12 protein-coding genes are annotated in these 16,833 nt (G+C 61.6%); 7 read left to right on the forward strand and 5 right to left on the reverse strand.

The annotated features are described in order from the left end of the window. The first annotated feature begins 73 nt into the window (after positions 1-73). From LRK71_RS00530 to LRK71_RS00560, 7 genes are all read left to right on the forward strand, one after another. A complete protein-coding gene (locus LRK71_RS00530; RefSeq protein WP_232400339.1) occupies positions 74-1,420 on the forward strand; it encodes a flavin-containing monooxygenase in 1,347 nt (448 codons plus the stop codon). Continuing rightward, positions 1,417-2,319, forward strand: a complete 903-nt coding sequence (locus LRK71_RS00535) for a bile acid:sodium symporter family protein (protein ID WP_232400340.1) — start codon at positions 1,417-1,419, stop codon at positions 2,317-2,319. Before LRK71_RS00530 ends, LRK71_RS00535 begins: the two co-directional genes overlap by 4 nt. Then, positions 2,316-3,245, forward strand: coding sequence for an SDR family oxidoreductase (locus LRK71_RS00540; protein ID WP_232400341.1), 930 nt, complete (start codon positions 2,316-2,318; stop codon positions 3,243-3,245). Before LRK71_RS00535 ends, LRK71_RS00540 begins: the two co-directional genes overlap by 4 nt. Further along, the gene (locus LRK71_RS00545) at positions 3,242-4,060 is read left to right on the forward strand and encodes an SDR family NAD(P)-dependent oxidoreductase (protein WP_232400342.1); all 819 of its coding nucleotides are present in this window, start codon (positions 3,242-3,244) and stop codon (positions 4,058-4,060) included. Before LRK71_RS00540 ends, LRK71_RS00545 begins: the two co-directional genes overlap by 4 nt. A 136-nt stretch (positions 4,061-4,196) precedes the next feature. Beyond that, a complete protein-coding gene (locus LRK71_RS00550; protein ID WP_232400345.1) occupies positions 4,197-6,026 on the forward strand; it encodes a non-ribosomal peptide synthetase in 1,830 nt (609 codons plus the stop codon). Further along, on the forward strand, positions 6,023-7,081 hold the full coding sequence (locus LRK71_RS00555) for a thiamine pyrophosphate-dependent enzyme (RefSeq protein WP_232400347.1): 1,059 nt from the start codon (positions 6,023-6,025) through the stop codon (positions 7,079-7,081). The genes LRK71_RS00550 and LRK71_RS00555 overlap by 4 nt, the downstream gene beginning before the upstream one ends. Then, on the forward strand, positions 7,074-11,630 hold the full coding sequence (locus LRK71_RS00560; protein WP_232400349.1) for a non-ribosomal peptide synthetase: 4,557 nt from the start codon (positions 7,074-7,076) through the stop codon (positions 11,628-11,630). The genes LRK71_RS00555 and LRK71_RS00560 overlap by 8 nt, the downstream gene beginning before the upstream one ends. Positions 11,631-11,649: 19 nt before the next feature. On the opposite strand, the gene LRK71_RS00565 is transcribed toward LRK71_RS00560, so the two are convergent. From LRK71_RS00565 to LRK71_RS00585, 5 genes are all read right to left on the reverse strand, one after another. Next, positions 11,650-12,588 carry a glucokinase gene (locus LRK71_RS00565; RefSeq protein ID WP_232400351.1) on the reverse strand — a complete coding sequence of 313 codons (939 nt, stop codon included), beginning with the start codon at positions 12,586-12,588 and terminating at the stop codon, positions 11,650-11,652. Then, a complete protein-coding gene (locus tag LRK71_RS00570) occupies positions 12,585-13,682 on the reverse strand; it encodes an ABC transporter ATP-binding protein (protein ID WP_232400353.1) in 1,098 nt (365 codons plus the stop codon). Before LRK71_RS00570 ends, LRK71_RS00565 begins: the two co-directional genes overlap by 4 nt. Before the next feature lie 5 nt (positions 13,683-13,687). Next, positions 13,688-14,584, reverse strand: coding sequence for a carbohydrate ABC transporter permease (locus LRK71_RS00575; RefSeq protein WP_232400354.1), 897 nt, complete (start codon positions 14,582-14,584; stop codon positions 13,688-13,690). Then, positions 14,577-15,449, reverse strand: coding sequence for a carbohydrate ABC transporter permease (locus LRK71_RS00580; protein WP_232400355.1), 873 nt, complete (start codon positions 15,447-15,449; stop codon positions 14,577-14,579). The genes LRK71_RS00575 and LRK71_RS00580 overlap by 8 nt, the downstream gene beginning before the upstream one ends. Positions 15,450-15,533: 84 nt before the next feature. Further along, positions 15,534-16,778, reverse strand: a complete 1,245-nt coding sequence (locus LRK71_RS00585; RefSeq protein WP_232400356.1) for an ABC transporter substrate-binding protein — start codon at positions 16,776-16,778, stop codon at positions 15,534-15,536. Positions 16,779-16,833 lie beyond the last annotated feature (55 nt).

Consider the following 16,833-nt stretch of genomic DNA (forward strand, 5'->3'; position numbering starts at 1 on the left):
TTACCTTGCCCTATTTTTAACAGTCGTTCAATTTAAATGGGTATCCAGCGGGTACCATTTGGGAGGATGATGAATGACGGCAGGGCCAGAGGCAGCGCAGGACAGCGCTGTCAGAGCAAAATATGCGCTGATCGGGGCCGGGCCAATGGGGCTGGCCATGGCCAAGGTGCTGAAGCAACAAGGCATTCCCTTTCAGGGATTTGAACTGCATTCAGATGTGGGTGGCCTGTGGGATATCACGGCACCGCGCTCTACCATGTATGACAGCGCGCATCTGATTTCGTCCAAAACGATGACGGAGTTTGCCGATTTCCCAATGGCTGATAATGTGGCCGACTACCCGTCGCACCGCGAAATGCGCCGGTATTTTCGCGATTTCGCACGTCATTTTGATCTCTATCAGCACTATGCGTTTTCCTGCGAAGTGCTGTCCTGTGTTCCGCTTGGGGCCTCGGGGGCGGGCTGGCGCCTGACCTGGCGCGATGGCGCCGGGTCAGATCATAGCGATGTTTTCGCCGGTGTTCTTATCGCCAATGGCACCCTGGCCGAACCCAATACCGTGCAGTTCAAGGGCGAGTTCAGCGGCAGCCAGATCCATTCTGCCCAGTATCGTGATCCGCGCCAGTTTGCCGATAAACGGGTGCTGATCGTCGGCGCAGGCAATTCCGGCTGCGACATTGCTGTTGATGCGATCCACCATGGCAAAAGCTGCGATATTTCTATGCGGCGGGGCTATTACTTTGTGCCCAAATACGTTTTTGGCAAGCCAGCCGATACCTTGGGAGGAGCCATTCGCCTGCCGATGTGGCTCAAACGTCGGGTGGATGGCATGATCCTGAAATGGTTCGTGGGGGATGCGCAGAAATACGGCTTCCCCAAGCCCGATTACGCTCTCTACGAGAGCCACCCGGTGGTGAATTCGCTTATCCTGTTTCATGCTGGTCATGGCGATCTGACGGTGCGCCCCGATATTGATCGGGTCAGCGGCAAGACCGTCTATTTCACCGATGGCAGCCAGGGTGACTATGACATGATTCTGACGGCCACCGGATATTTGCTGCACTACCCATTTATCGACAAGGAGCTGCTGAACTGGCAGGGGGCGGCACCGCATCTCTATCTCAACTGTATGCATCCAGAACGCGATGACCTGTTTGTGCTGGGCATGGTCGAGGCCTCGGGGCTGGGGTGGCAGGGGCGCCATGAACAGGCCGAGATGGTGGCGCGCTACATCACCGGGCTTGGCGATAAGGCACCCGCAGCGCAGCGGTTGCAGGCCACCAAAGCCGCCGATTTTACGCGGGCAACAGGCGGTATGCAGTATCTCAAGCTTGCCCGGATGGCCTATTACGTCGACAAGGCGACCTACCGCAAATCCGTCACCGGCTGGATCTCGGCGTTGACGCAGGGGGGCACATGAAGGATCTTGACGCCGTCGTCTTGAACTTCAGCGCCTCTAGCCTGCTGCTGATGAATGCCATCCTGGCGATTATCATGTTCTCGATTGCCCTGGATCTGAAAACCAGTGATTTTCACCGCCTGTTGCGGGCACCAAGGCCGGTCCTGACCGGGTTGATTGCGCAGTTTATCCTGCTGCCGGGCCTGACCTATCTGCTTATCCTGGTGTTGCAGCCGCAGGCGTCGATTGCGCTGGGGCTGATCCTGGTGGCGGCCTGTCCGGGGGGCAATATCTCTAATTTCATCACCCATAGGGCCGGGGGCAATGCGGCGCTGTCGGTGTCGCTGACTGCCTTTGCCACGGTTGGGGCCATTGTGATCACGCCGCTGAATATTGCCTTTTGGGGGCAGCTCTATGCCCCGGCGCAGGCGATTTTGCAGCGGGTGCATATTGATCCGGTGCAGGTGGGTGTGACTGTCTCTTTGATGTTGATCCTGCCGCTGGTGCTGGGGATGGTGCTGAACAACCGCCGTCCTGCGCTGGCCAACCGGGTCAGGCACCCGCTGCAGAACCTGTCGATGCTGATTTTTCTGGCCTTCGTGGTGCTGGCGCTGGCGGCAAACTGGGGGTTTTTTCTGGACTATGCGCAATATGTCGGTGCCTTGGTTGTGGTGCATAATGCCCTTGCGCTGGCGACGGGCTATGGCGCAGCGCGGCTGGCTGGGCTGTCGGCCTATGACCGGCGCGCGATCACCATTGAAACCGGCATCCAGAATTCGGGCCTGGGGCTGGTGTTGATCTTTGGCTTTTTCAACGGGCTGGGTGGCATGGCAGTGGTGGCGGCCCTTTGGGGGATCTGGCATGCTGTCTCTGGCCTATGCCTGGCCCATGTCATTTCCCGTACAGAGGCGCAGCTATGACCAAGATTTTGATTACCGGTGCCGCCGGGGATGTGGGGTCGGCCCTGTTGCAGGAACTGGCCGCAAGCCCCTATGACGTGGTCGCAACCGATCTGCACCGCCCCGCCAACCTGCCTGCAGGCATGCGCTTTGTTCCCATGGATGTCCGCGCCGGAGCGCCGGGGCTGATTCTCGGTAATGAACAGCCGGATGTGGTGATTCACCTGGCCTCGATTGTGACACCAACCAGCCGCACCTTTGCCTATTCGGTGGATGTCGAGGGCACGCGCAATGTGTTGAATGCTTGTCTCTTCCACCGGGTTAAGCGCCTGGTGGTGACCTCCTCGGGGGCGGCCTATGGCTATCACGCAGATAACCCTGTGCCGCTGGTCGAAAGCGACCCGCTGCGCGGCAATATGGAATTCGCCTATTCCGACCACAAGCGCCAGGTCGAAGAGATGCTGGCCAAGGCCCGCGCCGAAACACCAGAGCTGGAGCAGGTGGTGCTGCGGGTGGGAACTGTGCTGGGCGCGGGTATGGAAAACCAGATCACCGCGCTGTTTCACAAACCGCGCTTGCTGGCGCTTTTTGGCAGCGAGAGCCCCTTTGTCTTCATTTGGACCCGAGATCTGGCTCGGATCCTGAAACGCGCGATCGAGGCTGCCCCGCAGGGGATCTTCAACGTCGCTGGCGATGGAACCATGGGCGTTTCCGATCTGGCGCGGGCCTTGAAAAAGCCGGTTCTGCGCTTGCCTGCCTGGGGGGTGAAACTGGCGCTGGCGATTGCGCACCCGTTGGGTCTATCACGCTATGGCCCGGCGCAGGTGCGCTTCTTGCAATACCGGCCGGTGCTGGACAATACCAAGCTGAAGCGGGATTTTGGCTATGTGCCAGAACTGACAAGCGCCGAGGTTTTTGCGTTGTGGCAAAAGGCAGCCGGGTTATGAGCGTGCCGCCGGGTGGGCGGGGAAAGACCGCCCTCATCACGGGCGGGGCTGGCGGGCTGGGGCTGGCGCTGGACGCGGGGCTGCGGGCGCGCGGCTGGTCGACGGTGCTGATTGATCTGCCGGGGCCGCAATTGCAGGCGCTGAAACCATTGCCCAACCGCCGGACCTATGGCTGCGATCTGACCAATCGGGCGGCGCTGCGCCGCCTGTGCCAAGAGATCAGCAGCACCCAGGCCTCGATTGATCTGGTGATCTATAATGCAGGCATCACCTGGATTGGTGCCAGCGCCGATCTCAGCGATGCGGACCATAGAAAAGTGTTTGATATCAATTATTTTGCTGCCACTGATATGGCGCAAGCGTTGCAGGCAGATCTGCGGCGCGCAGGCGGCACCCATCTGGCGATTTCCTCTGTGGCGGGGTTTTGCCCGCTGCACCACCGCACCGCCTATGCCGCCAGCAAACACGCGCTAGAGGGATTTTTCAAATCCCTGCGCTGCGAGGAGAAGCCATTTGGCGTGCGGGTCGTGATTGCCGCACCCAGCTTTATTGCCACCAACCTTGGCCGCCCAGAGATCGCGGATGCACAGGCGCAGACAGCAGCGGCAGGCCAGAGTGGCATCGCCCGCCCCGGATCGGCGGCGGATGGACTCGATTATATGAGCCCGGAAAGCGCGGCGCAGCATATTCTGACAGGGCTGGACCGGCGGCGCGATTTCATTCCCGTTGGCCGCGTCGCCCGCCTCTCGGTGCTGCTCAACCGGTACGCGCCCCGGATTTTTGCGGCGGTGATGACAGGCAGGATCGCGCGGTAACCCACCACAGGCTAGGGGCGGCCCCCTGGCGGCAGCCAACCTGCGTCTTGCTTTATCTGGACGGGAAGAATATTTCTCATTTTTGTTTAAATTAGACTATTGGTTTAGCATTGTACCGGACTTTTGAGGGATGCCCGTGACACATTTTGGAGCCCAATTACGGGCGGGGCTGAAGCTGCGGGCCGACCTGCCAGCCCTTATTTGTGACGACCTTGGCCCGCTGAGCGGCACCACTTGCCTTGTGGCAATGGATCAGTTGCGCGCAGGTCTTGCCGCTGCCGATCTGCCAGCAGGCAGCCGTATTGCCATAATTGCCCCCCAGCCGCGCCATGCGGCCCTTGCCTTTGTGGCCTGCCTGCAGAGCCATGTGGCAGCGCCGCTGAATCCCGACTATACGCGCGATGAATTTCTATTTTATCTCAATGACCTGCAGCCTGGTCTGGTACTGCTTGGCGCGGGGGCAACTGCGGCAGCCGAGGCGGCCGTTGCAAGCTGTGGCCTGCCCAGCCTGCGCCTCGGGGATGAGGTGTTTCAAGCCGCGCAAAAGGCCAGCCAGCTCGGGGTTGTGGGGGGCCGCCTGCCTGCGCTCTCGGCGGCTGCTGCTCCGGGGTTGATCCTGCATACCTCTGGCACGACTGCTCGCCCCAAGATGGTGGCCCTGTCCCAGGAAAACCTTGCCTGCTCTGGCACCAATATCGCAGGGTCCTTGCGGCTGGGCGAAGAAGATATTTCGCTTTGTGCCATGCCGCTGTTTCACATCCATGGCCTGATGGCCTGTTTAGGGGCGGCGCTGGTGGCGGGGGGCGCTGTGGTCCTGGCCGGGCGGTTTCAGCCAGAGCGCTTTGTTGACTGTCTGCTGCGGCACAGGCCCACCTGGTTTTCGGCCGTGCCAACCCTGCATCTGGCGCTGATGCATCATCTTGAGCAGCGCGCCGCGCCGATGGATCATGCCCTGCGCTTTATCCGCTCTTCTTCGGCGCCGCTGCCGCCCTCGATCATCGCCCGGCTGGAAGGCTATTTTGATGCGCCGGTGATCGAGGCCTATGGCATGACCGAGGCAAGCCATCAGATCGCCAGCAACCCCTTGCCGCCCGCAGTACGCAAACCCGGCACCGTGGGGCAGGCCTTTGGGACATCTATTGCCATTCTGAATGACCATGGCACCGCCTGCGCCCCCGGTGCGGTGGGCAATGTGGTGATCACCGGCGCGGGGGTCACGCCCGGCTATGTGGAAAACCCAAGCGCCAACCTAGAGGCCTTTCAGCCGACAGGCTTCTGGACCGGTGACCTTGGCTCCCTGGATAAGGATGGCTATCTTCGCCTGACCGGGCGGTGCAAGGAAATCGTCAACCGTGGCGGGCAAAAGATCTCTCCGCGCGAAATCGACGAAGCGCTGATTGCAATCCCCGGCATCACCGATGCGGTGGCCTTTGCGCAGCCCCATGCCAGCCTTGGTGAAGATCTGTTGGCGGCGGTCTGTCTTGCGCCGGGCGCGGATCTGACAGGCGAAGCGATCCGGTTGCGCCTGTTTGAACGGCTGGCGGATTACAAGGTGCCTAGTCAGATTGCCCTGGTTGATGCGATCCCCGTCGGGGCCACCGGCAAGCGACAGCGCCTGCAGATGTGGTCTGCTCTGCAGGGGTATTTCTCTGCGCCGATGCGGGCCCCTGTGACTTCTGTTGAAATTATCCTGTGCGAATTTACCGCCGAGATCCTGGGGCAAGAGCGCATGGGGCTGGATGATAACTTCTTTAATCTAGGCGGTAATTCCATTCTGGGTGTTGAACTTTCCATCACCCTCGGAGAGCTGCTGGGTTGCTATATCCCGCCGATAGTGATCTTTCGCCATCCCACCCCCGCAGGCCTGTCCGCATTTGTGCTTGGACGGCTGAGCGATCAGGATCTGGCACAGCTGGATCAGGTGGTGCGCAGCCTCGCCGAGGTGGAGGGAGCAGCAGGGACATGACGGTCAGGATCGACGGAGCCGCGTCGGGGCACCGGGCTGAAACTGCTGGGTCGCGGGCGGCATTGTTGCGGACCCGGTTGCAGCAGCGGCAGGCTCCCAGTGGACATCAGGCCATTACGCAGGCCTTCTGGACTGCAGGGATCACCCATATATACGCGCTGCCGGGCTACCCGATGTATGCCACCCTTGGCGCCTGTGCCGAAAGCGGGCTGCAGGTCATTGGCTGTCGAACTCGGTCAGGCGCGCTGAGCGCGGCGCTGGCGCATAACTATCGCTGTGGGGCGTTTCGGGCAGTGGCGCTGTGCTCGCCCGCGCCGGGGGTGACCAATTCGATCACGGGCCTCTGTGACGCCAAAAGCAACCACTGGCCCATGGTGTTGATTACGGCCCTGTACGAGAATGCCCCCGATGATCGCACCAGCGATGATGGCGACTCTGGGCCAGGTGCCGCTGCACGTGTCGCCGGGCCGGGGGCCAATTTCCAGGATTTTGATGGTGCAGAGATCGCCATTGCCAGCTGCAAGGCGGTGGTGCGGCTCACCGCGCGTGACGGGCTGGCGGCGGGGCATCTGCTCTGGCCGGTGCAGCAGCCCTTTTCGCGGATGACCCTGGGGCAGAATGGCACCATTGGCCTAGGCATTCCCTTTGCCTTGGGCAGCGCTATGGCGCAGCGGGACCAGGATGCAGATCGCCTGGTTGTGGCGCTGGTGGGGGACGTCGGCTTTGGGCTGTCGTCAAGCGAGTTGGAAACCGCCCGCCGACATGGCGCCCGTCTGGTTGTTGTGGTCGCGGATAATGGCGGCATCAATGGCCGCGTTTTTCAGGACAACTGGTTCCCGGGCGAAGGCGGCCCGGATGTGCTGCGCTATCATCAGCAGGTGGATTATGCCGCCATTGCGCGCGGTTGGGGCGCGCGTGCTGTGGTCACCCCGACGCCACGGGCCCTGCGGCAGGCGCTGAGCAGCGCGCTGGTGGCCGAGGGTCCGACGGTGATTTCGGTGCCGATGGAAAAATGTTTCCCACAGGAGCAGACAGAGGAACAGGCCAATGGGTGACGTACAGGGCTCTTTGCGCCAACGGCTGCGCGGAGTGTTGCGCCAGTCCCGGCGGCCATTGGCACAGCAGATCCGTCGCCCCGCCGGTGATGTGGTGGTGCCTGCGCCGCTGGTGCAGCAAAACTTCTGGTGCCTGGATCAGTTCGCGCCCGGTCAGGGGCTGGCAAACGTGAACCGCGCCTGGCAGGTTGAAGGGGCGTTTCAGCCAGAGGCCTGCCAATCCGCGCTGCAGCGCCTGACCTCCCAATACGATTGCCTGCGATGCAACCTGTTCGAACAGGGCGAAGAATTGCAGATGATCATCAAGGAACACCAAGAGCCAGATTTTGCCCTGGTCGATCTGCGCCAGAATGAGACGGAGCTGGCGGCGCGTATGGCGGCTGAAAGCCAGCGCCCCTTTGCGGATGGGGGCGGGCCATTGCTGCGCCTGCGCGCCTATCGCTTGACGGATCAGCGCTGGCTGCTGCATCTGGTCTATCACCACGCCATCCTGGATGGCTGGTCGCTGACCCAATTCTGCCAAGAGCTGGGGCAGCTCTATGCCCAGGCGGATCTGGTGCCCCAGCGCCCGGCCTATGATTTTGCCGATTACGCCAAGGCGGCGGGCCAGGTGGGAAAAATCCCGCCAGCGCGGTTGGCATCCCAATCAGACCTGCAACTGCCCTATGACTACGCACCGCTTGCAGTGCTAAGCTATCGTTGCAAATCCACGCCGGTCACCATTGATGCCGCCAGCCGTGCCGCCGTAGAGACCCTGGCCGCAGAACTGAGCCTCTCGCCGGGGGCGGTGCTGATGGCGGCTCTGCGTCTGGCCCTGTTCCGAATTTCGGGTCAGCGCGATTTTTGCCTTGCCAATACAATGATGAACCGCAATGCGCCGGGCCTGCAATCCATGCTTGGTGCCTTTGTTCAAAGCCTGCCAATTCGCAATGCCTTGCCGCAGGGGATCAGTTTTGCGCAGCTTTGCCAGGGGGAACAAGTCTCTCTGACCGAGGCCCTGACAGGGGTAGAAGACCGCAAACAGGACGGGGATAATAACGGGGCGCAGCCCCCCGGCGAAACCCCCTGTGACGTGCTGTTGAACTATCGTGGCTTTGCCACTGGTAGGCTGGCTCTTGCGGGCTGTGAGGTCAGCCCATACGCGCAGGCCAGCGGTGCCAGCCCCTTTGCGCTGGTGCTCAACCTTGAAAACACTGCGACAGGCTATAGTGGCGAGTTGCTGTGGCATACGGCGCGCTTTGAGGCGGAAACCTGCAGGCGGATCGTGGCGCAGATCCTGGCCAGCCTTGCCGCTGGGCTAAAGGCACCAGACGCGGCGATTGGCGAGGATGTGACTGAAATGGCTGCCGCTGCTTCCTGCGATGCCTTGCCCAGCCCGTCGTCCAGCCAGCCGTCTGCTGCGATGCCTGACGGCCTGGCCCCAGCAGTGGGGCAGCTGCTAGAGCAGGCCTTCGCCCGGTGGCCAGAGCGCCGCTCGATACGCATGACAGGCGATGATCCCGTCGCGCAGCCCTGGCGCTACCGCGATCTGGATCTTGCCAGTGCCGCCTGGGCCAATGCTCTTTTGCGGGCTCCGGGTGGGCCTGGCGACCTGGTGGCGCTGGCGCTGCCACGGGGGCAGGAATTTGTGGCGGCGCTGATTGGTATCCTGCGCAGCGGGCGCGCCTTTTTGCCCCTGTCACCGCAGGATCCGCCAGAGCGGTTGAAACGCATTATGCACAACGCCCAACCCAGCCACGTGATTGCCGAGGCGGCGCTGGCGCAAACGCTGGGGGTCGCGCCCTTATTGCCCCTGCCGCCAGCGGCAGAGGGGGCGGCGATGGCGGTGCCCTTTGTCCCCCGCCAACCCGAGGATCTGGCCTATGTTATGTTCACCTCCGGCTCTACCGGGGTGCCAAAAGGCGTGGCCATCCCACATCGCGCCCTGGCCAACCACCTGGCGGGAACCTGCGCCGTCTTTGCCCCCCAGCCGGGGGATCGCCTGCTTTCTGTCAGCAGCACGACCTTTGACAGCATCCTCCATGAGGTGCTGTTCCCATTGGTGAGCGGCGGTGAACTGGTGATGGTGCCAGAGGCGCTTCGCCGCGATCCCTGGCACCTGTGCGATTGCTTGAAACGCATCGCGCCGCATCATTTCTTTGCCACCCCTTCGCTGTGGCGCATGCTGCTAGAGGCCGGGTTGCCGAGCCTGCCGCACCTGCAGGCGCTGATCGGCGGCGAGAGGATGAGCCCGGCGCTGGCGGCACGGATCCTGCCACAGGTGGGGCGGCTTTATAACGTCTATGGCCCGACCGAGGCCACGGTCTTTACCACCTGGAAACAGGTGCTGCCTGAGGCCTGTGAGGGCGCGGACAGGCGTCCCGTCGGGTCTGATTTGGGACAGCCCTTTCCAGGCTATACTGTTACCATCATGGGTGAAAATGGCCAGCCAGCCTGGCCGGGTGCCATGGGGGAGATCTGGATTTCAGGCGCCGGTGTCGCAACCGGGTATTATGGGGATGCAGAACGTACCACCCAGAGCTTTGTCTCGACAGGCGCACATCCTGGCCCAGCACTTAGCCCTGTACAGGGTCAGGATGTGCCGGGGCGCCGCTGGTATCGCAGTGGCGATTTGGGGCGGCTGCAGCTGGACCCGGGTTCTGGTCGGCAGCAGCTTGCCTATCTGGGGCGGCTGGATGATCAAGTGAAAATTAGCGGCCAGCGGGTCGAACCCGCAGAGGTTGAAAATCTGATCCAGACCAGCGGCCTGACCCCGCAAGCGGCGGTCGTCGCCGCCGGAGAGACCGGGCGCAGGGTTCTGGTTGCCTTTTATGTCACCAAGAACAGCAGCGCCGATATGGATGCGAGCCGGGCCAGCGATGCAAGCGCAGCCCTGCGGCGCTATCTTCAGGCCAATCTGCCCTCGACCTGGGTGCCGGGGCTACTGCAGCCCTGCGCCAGTCTGCCGCTGAATGCTTCGGGTAAAATCGACCGTGCCGGGCTGTTGCACCAGGCGCAGGAGGCCCTGAAGGGGCAGGGGCAAAGCCTGTCTCTGAACCGTGATTTGGCCCCTGTGGTGATCCAGGCCTGGAAGCAGGTTCTGGGCAGTATGCCCACAAGCGACAGACAGGATTTCTTTGCCTGCGGCGGGACCTCTCTGTTGATGATCCGGCTGTTGGCGGTGATCCGTGCGCGCACCGCCTGCCACCTGCCGGTGGCCGAAGCCTTTGGCGATCCGACCCCGGCGGGGTTGACGGCCCTGTTGGACAGGGCTGTGCCGCTTGATCTGCATGCGGCGCTGATTTGTGCCAAGCAGGGGGGCGCGGCAGATCCGCTGGTGATGCTGCCAGGTCTGGTGGATACCGGGCCAAACCTGACGGATCTTTTGGGCCATGCGCCGCCGGATCGCAGCGTTTATCAGCTGCAGCGTTCAGCAACCCTTGTGTCTGATGCAAAAGTCAGTTTTTCCGATCACACCCGCTATTTTGCCAAGGTCTTGCATCAGGGCTTTCCGGCGGATGGGCTGCATCTGGCCGGGTTTTCCTATGGCGGTGTCGAGGCTTTTGAAACGGCACGCCAGCTGGTGGCGCTCAAGGCGCCGCCTGTCGGGCTGACGGTGATCGATCACGGGCTGCGCTTTCACAGACCCCAGCCGATCAATCCCACCTGGGCGGCCGCTTCGATTGCGGCGGAAACCCGGCGTCGGGCGCATGGGCTGCGACTGCTGGACGCAAATATGACCCTGGTGCGGGCAGAGCGCCCGGGCCTGGTGTCACTGGCAATGATCGCCCTTGGCTGGGAGGATTTTGTCAGTGGCGAGGTGGCCGTGCATGTGCTGCCCGGCACGCATGACGACATGCTGCATGCGCAGGCAGCGCAAACCATGCAGGTGATCGAAGGGCAGGTGCAGCCAGAGTTCATGATTGTCAGCCTACCGGGTGCGGCCGATCGGCGGCGGGTGGTGCGTCTGATCGCACAGAGGCAATTCAAAACGGCGCATGATGTGATCTGTGGGGTTAGCCGTGAACATGCGCACCACCCCTGGTCGGTTCTGATGGCGGATCGATTGGGTAGGCAGCTGGGGCAGGATCCAGAGAGGCTGTTGTCAGACTGGATTGAAATGGTCCCCGAGGTGGTTCCGCCGGGGGTGCCGGATCTGGCCTGGCACGCGGGTCGTGCCGAGGTGCAACTGCGGCTGGGGGCTAGGGAAGCAGCGCTACGTACGCTGCAGGCGGCGCGGGCCTGCGTCGCCGCTGCGGTCAAAGCGGCGGGGCGGGGCGATGCGCGCACTGCGGCACCATCCGGCGCGATGATCCGCAATCTTGAGGTCTGTTATGGCGATGTGCTGCAACAGCTTGGTCGGTTTGAAGCGGCAAGTGTGGTGCTGGAAACTGCCGCTGACCAATATGGCTATACGCCCAGGATCTGGCGGCTGCTGGGCCTGAGCTTGGCAAAACAAGAGCACTATGCCAAGGCCTTGCCGCTGTTGCAGCGGGCGGCCGTTGCCCCCAAGGTCAATAAAGAGGTGCAAACCTGGCTGGCCCGTGCGGTGCAGGCGGTTGAAGGCTGACAGGTTCTGCGGCCTGCGCCTAGGCGGCGAGGAAGCGAAACGCGGCGCAGCCCTTCAGGGCAGCACCATCGTCGAGGATGCAAAACACCGGGGCGGTGATCTCGGGGAACTGCAGGTCCGGGCGGGTGAATTCTGTCAGAAAATCGCTCTGGGCCGGGCTGGTCAGCAGATTGCGCGCCACGGTTCCGGCAAAGAACAGCCCGCCACGTGGCAAGAACCCTTTCAGCAGATTGCGGCACAGCAGCGCCAGTAGCCGGCCATAAAAGCGCAAAAAGGCGGTGCAGATTGCATCGTCCTGCGCCTGCATGATCTCAGGCCCGCTCCGGGGGGGGCTATCTGGGGCAAAGGCTGCAAAGAGCGCGGCAAGGCCCCGGCCGGAAAAGCAGCATTCTACGGTTTTGAACGGTGCCGCCCGCGGGCCGATTTCCGCAACCATGGCCTGATAGAGATCCAGTGGCAGCGCTACATGGCCATATTCTGCCCTGGGGCAGATCACGCCGGTGTTGCTGGCAATAACCGGGCTGATATTGAAGCCGGTGCCAATGCCGATGACCAGCCTCTGTTCCTGGGTGCGGGCGTCTGCGCTGGGAAGGATCTGCACCAGATCCGCGCCTTGCAACCCCGGCAGGCTATGGCCCAAAGCGCTGAGGTCATTGAACAAATGCACCCTATCCTGATGAAATTCCTGCCGCAGACCCTGGGCGGATATATGCCAGTCGCGATTGGTGATCCTTACGGACTGATCAGCCACTGGCCCGGCAGCGGCCAGGACGATTTCGCGGATTTTTGGCTGGCCCTGATCCGCCAGATAGTGGCGCAACAGCGCAGTGAAACTGGCAAAATCATCATTGCGATATCTGCGCAGCCTCTCTGGCGGTTGCCCCAGCGCTGTGTCGGAAACCAGCGCCAACCGGCAGTTTGTCCCGCCCAGATCTGCAATCAATCTTTGTGTCGTCAATTCAAGCGCTCACCTGTGTCGGGGGCAAAGAACGAAACCTTGGCCAGATCAAAGGCCAGATCCAGCATTGCGCCGGGTTGCGCCTTGGTTTCTGCATGTAGTCGCGCCGTGACCTGTTTGCCACCCAGTTGTGAGACCACATAGGTATCAGCACCGGCGGGTTCTACCAGATCAATGCGACAGGGGGAAGCCTGAACGGCGCGGCCACTGTGAAACCCGGCCTCGGCAATGTCTTCGGGGCGTAGGCCCAGAATGACATCTTCGGGCAGCTCGCGCTGCAGCTCGCTGTGCAGGATCATCGGGCTGCCGTCTGGGCGGGCAATTTCGATCTGCAGCCCATTCTTGTCGCGGCGGGTGCGGGCCGGGATCAGGTTCATTGCTGGCGAGCCCATGAAATCGGCGACAAACAGATTGGCCGGGTGGTTGTAGATTTCAGCCGGGGTGCCAACCTGCTGCACCACGCCGCCCTTCATCACCACGATCTTGGTTGCCAGGGTCATCGCCTCGATCTGGTCATGCGTCACATAGACCATGGTGGCACCAAGGTTCTGGTGCAGTTTCTTGATCTCGCTACGCATGCTGACCCGCAGTTTGGCGTCCAGGTTTGACAGGGGTTCATCAAACAGGAACAGCTTGGGGTCGCGCACCAGCGCCCGCCCCATGGCGACCCGTTGGCGTTGACCACCGGACAACTGCCCCGGGCGGCGATCCAGCAGCGGTTCGATCTGCAATTGCCGGGCAACCTCGGCCAGTTTGCGGGCCTGGGTTGCGGCATCGATGCCGCGCACCTTCATGCCAAAGGTGATGTTTTTGGCCACCGACATGGTCGGGTAGAGCGCGTAGGACTGGAACACCATGGCGATGTCGCGGTCCTTGGGGCTGACCTGGGTCATGTCGCGCCCACCAATGCTGATCGCGCCGCCTGAAATTGGCTCTAGCCCGGCGATGCAGTTCAGCAGGGTGGATTTGCCACAGCCAGAGGGGCCGACCAGCACTAGGAAATCTCCGGGTTGGATGGCGACATTGATGTCCTTGAGGATCTCTACCGACCCGAAGCTCTTGTTGAGGGACTGGATGTCGAGGATGGGAAGCATGTCAGTTAGCCTTTTACAGAGCCGGCGGTGAGGCCGCGAATGAAGTATTTTCCTGCAACCACATAGACCAGCAGGGTGGGCAGGCCGGCGATGATCGCGGCGGCCATGTCGACGTTGTATTCTTTGACGCCAGTGGTGGAGTTGACGATATTGTTCAGTGCCACGGTCACCGGCTGGGTTCCGGCCTGGCTGAAGCTGACGCCAAACAGAAAGTCGTTCCAGATCTGGGTGAACTGCCAGATCACCGTCACCACAATGATTGGCAGGCTCAGCGGTAGAAAGATCGACCAGAAGATGCGGAAAAAACCGGCGCCATCGACCTTGGCGGCCTTGACCAGATCACTGGGGATGGTGACGTAGAAGTTTCGGAAAAACAAAGTGGTAAAGCCGATCCCATAGACCACATGGGCAAAGATCAGCCCCGGAATGGTGCCAGCCAGCCCCATCATTCCCAGCATCCTGGCCATGGGAAGCAGCACCACCTGAAAGGGGATGAAACAGCCAAAGAGCATGGCAGAAAAGATCAGATTGGCACCGCGAAAATTCCACTGGGCGATGATATAACCATTGGCGGCCCCCAAAAAGGTGGAAATCAGGACCGCAGGCACTGCCAGCAGGACCGAGTTCCAGAAATAGGGGCGTAGCCCTTCGCACTGGATGCCGGTACAGGCCCCCGACCAGGCGGTGCGCCAGGCATCAAAGGTTAGCTCTCGCGGGAAGGCCACCAGGCTGCCGCTGCGGATTTCCTCCAGGCTTTTCAGCGAGGTGGTCACCATGACAAACAGCGGCATCAGGTAGAACAGCGCAAATAGGCCTAGCAGGATGAACAGGAGCCAGCGCAGGGCAATCCTGCCGGGGGCACGCGGTGCCGGGCCAGGGGGAGAGGCGGTGAAATCAGTCATGTTTTGCCCGCAATTCAGAATAGAGATAGGGAACAACGATGGCAAAGACGACAGCCATCATCACCATGGCAGAGCTGGCCGCCTGGCCAATATCGCCGCGCGAAAACGCCATGGCATACATATAGGTCGCAGGTAGATCAGTGGCATAGCCAGGCCCGCCGCCGGTCAGGGCGACCACCAGATCAAAGCTCTTGATGGCCAGATGCGCCAGTACGATAAAGGCAGACAGGAAGATCGGCGCCATAGAGGGCAGGATGATGGCGGAATAGATCCGCCAACCTGGGATGCCATCGACCTGGGCCGCCTTGATGATCTCGCCATCGACGCTGCGCAGGCCTGCTAGAAACAGCGCCATCACAAAGCCCGAGGCCTGCCAGACGCCGGCAACCACCACCGCATAGATCGCCATGTCAGGATCAATGATCCAGCTAAAGCGAAAGCTGTCAAACCCCCAGCCGCGCACCATGGCCTCCAACCCTAGGCCGGGATTCATGATCCATTTCCAGGCGGTGCCGGTCACGATCATCGAAAGCGCCATGGGATAGAGGTAGATGGTGCGCAGCACCCCTTCGATGCGGATGCGCTGATCCAGCAGGATCGCCAGCCCCAGCCCCAACAGCATGGAGATGCCGATAAAGAGGCTGCCAAACAGGAACAGATTGTCCATCGCAGTATCCCAGCGCGGCGCCGCCAGCAGGCGCTTGTACTGGATCAGCCCGTGCAGATCATATCTGGGCAGCAGTTTAGATCGGGTCAGCGAAATCCAGGCGGTCCAGCCGATAAAGCCGTACACAAAGATAAGGATCGCCACAAAAGAGGGGGCCAGAACCATCTTGGGGATCTGGCGTTCCAACCATGCATGCATGAGGTTTTGCCTTTATTGGTCGCCTGCGCCCTGCCAAATACGGGCAGAGCGCAAACGGATCAGAGGGGGCGTGGATCGTTCAGATCAGAGCGAGTTTGCCACGGCTGCGACCAGCATCTCGACCGCATCCGCAGAGGACATGTCAGAGTTGAAATGCGCGGTGACCACATCGGTGATGGCCCCGGACTGGGCGCCGCGCATCGCCATGCCATGGGCATAGCTGGGCAGCAGTGTCCCCTCTTCGGAACTGGTCTTCATTTCGGCTGCCGACAGATGGGCGCAGGAGTCAAACGCATCCATTTCGACATCGGTGCGGGCCGGGATCGAGCCCTTGTTGAGGTTAAAGACCTTCTGGAAATTCTGGCCGACGATCAGCTTGGCCAAGAGCGCCTGACCCTCTTGTTTGTCGCTGCCAGTGACATCGAACATGGCAAAGCTGTCGACATTATACAGGAATCCCTCTCCCGGTGCCGAGGCGCAGAGGAAATCCTCACCCGGCACCTTGCCAGCGGCCAGGAATTCGCCCTTGGCCCAATCGCCCATGATCTGAAAGGCGGCTTCGCCATTCATCACCATAGAGGTGGCCAGGTTCCAGTCGCGGCCGGGGAAGTTACTGTCCACATAGCCGCGCATCTTGCGCATCTGGTCAAAGACCGCGACCATCTTGTCAGAGGCCAGAACCTCTGGGTCCAGGTCGACAAAGGCCTTGTCAAAATCTTCTGCCCCCAACAGCCCAAGCGCGACAACTTCAAAAATGGTGGCATCCTGCCAGGCCTGGCCGCCATGGGCCAGCGGGATCACCCCCGCCGCCATCAGCTTGTCAGCGGCGGCGTTGAACGCGTCCCAGCTGGTTGGCATGGCGATGTCATTGGCGGCCAGGATTTCGGCATTGGCCCAAAGCCAGTCAACCCGGTGGACATTGACCGGCGCGGCGCACCATTGGCCTTCGCACTTCATATGCGCCGCAATCGAGGCGGGCAGGACCTTGTCCCAGCCCTCGGCTTCGGCGACGGCAGAAATATCGGCCAGCACACCTTCTTCGTACCATTCCTGAATGGCAGGGCCTTTCAGCTGCACCGCAGTGGGGGCGTTGCCAGACAGCACCCGCGCCCGCAGCGCCGTCATGGCGGCATCGCCACCGCCGCCCGCCACTGGCATATCGGTCCAGGTGCCGCCATTGGCCGCGAATTCTTGCTGCAGCACGGCAACGGATTTTGCCTCGCCGCCGGATGTCCACCAATGCAGTACTTCGGCCTCGGGGCCGGCCTGGGCCAGGGTTGCGGCGACAAAGGCCAGGGTTGAACTGGCCGCAAATACGGATCTTTTCATGGTGTCTTCCTCCCATAGTTGATGCGGGGCCGATGCTGACCCCTTTATGCAGGGC

The organism is Pseudophaeobacter flagellatus, from assembly GCF_021228235.1.
Classification (GTDB): Bacteria; Pseudomonadota; Alphaproteobacteria; order Rhodobacterales; family Rhodobacteraceae; genus Pseudophaeobacter; species Pseudophaeobacter flagellatus.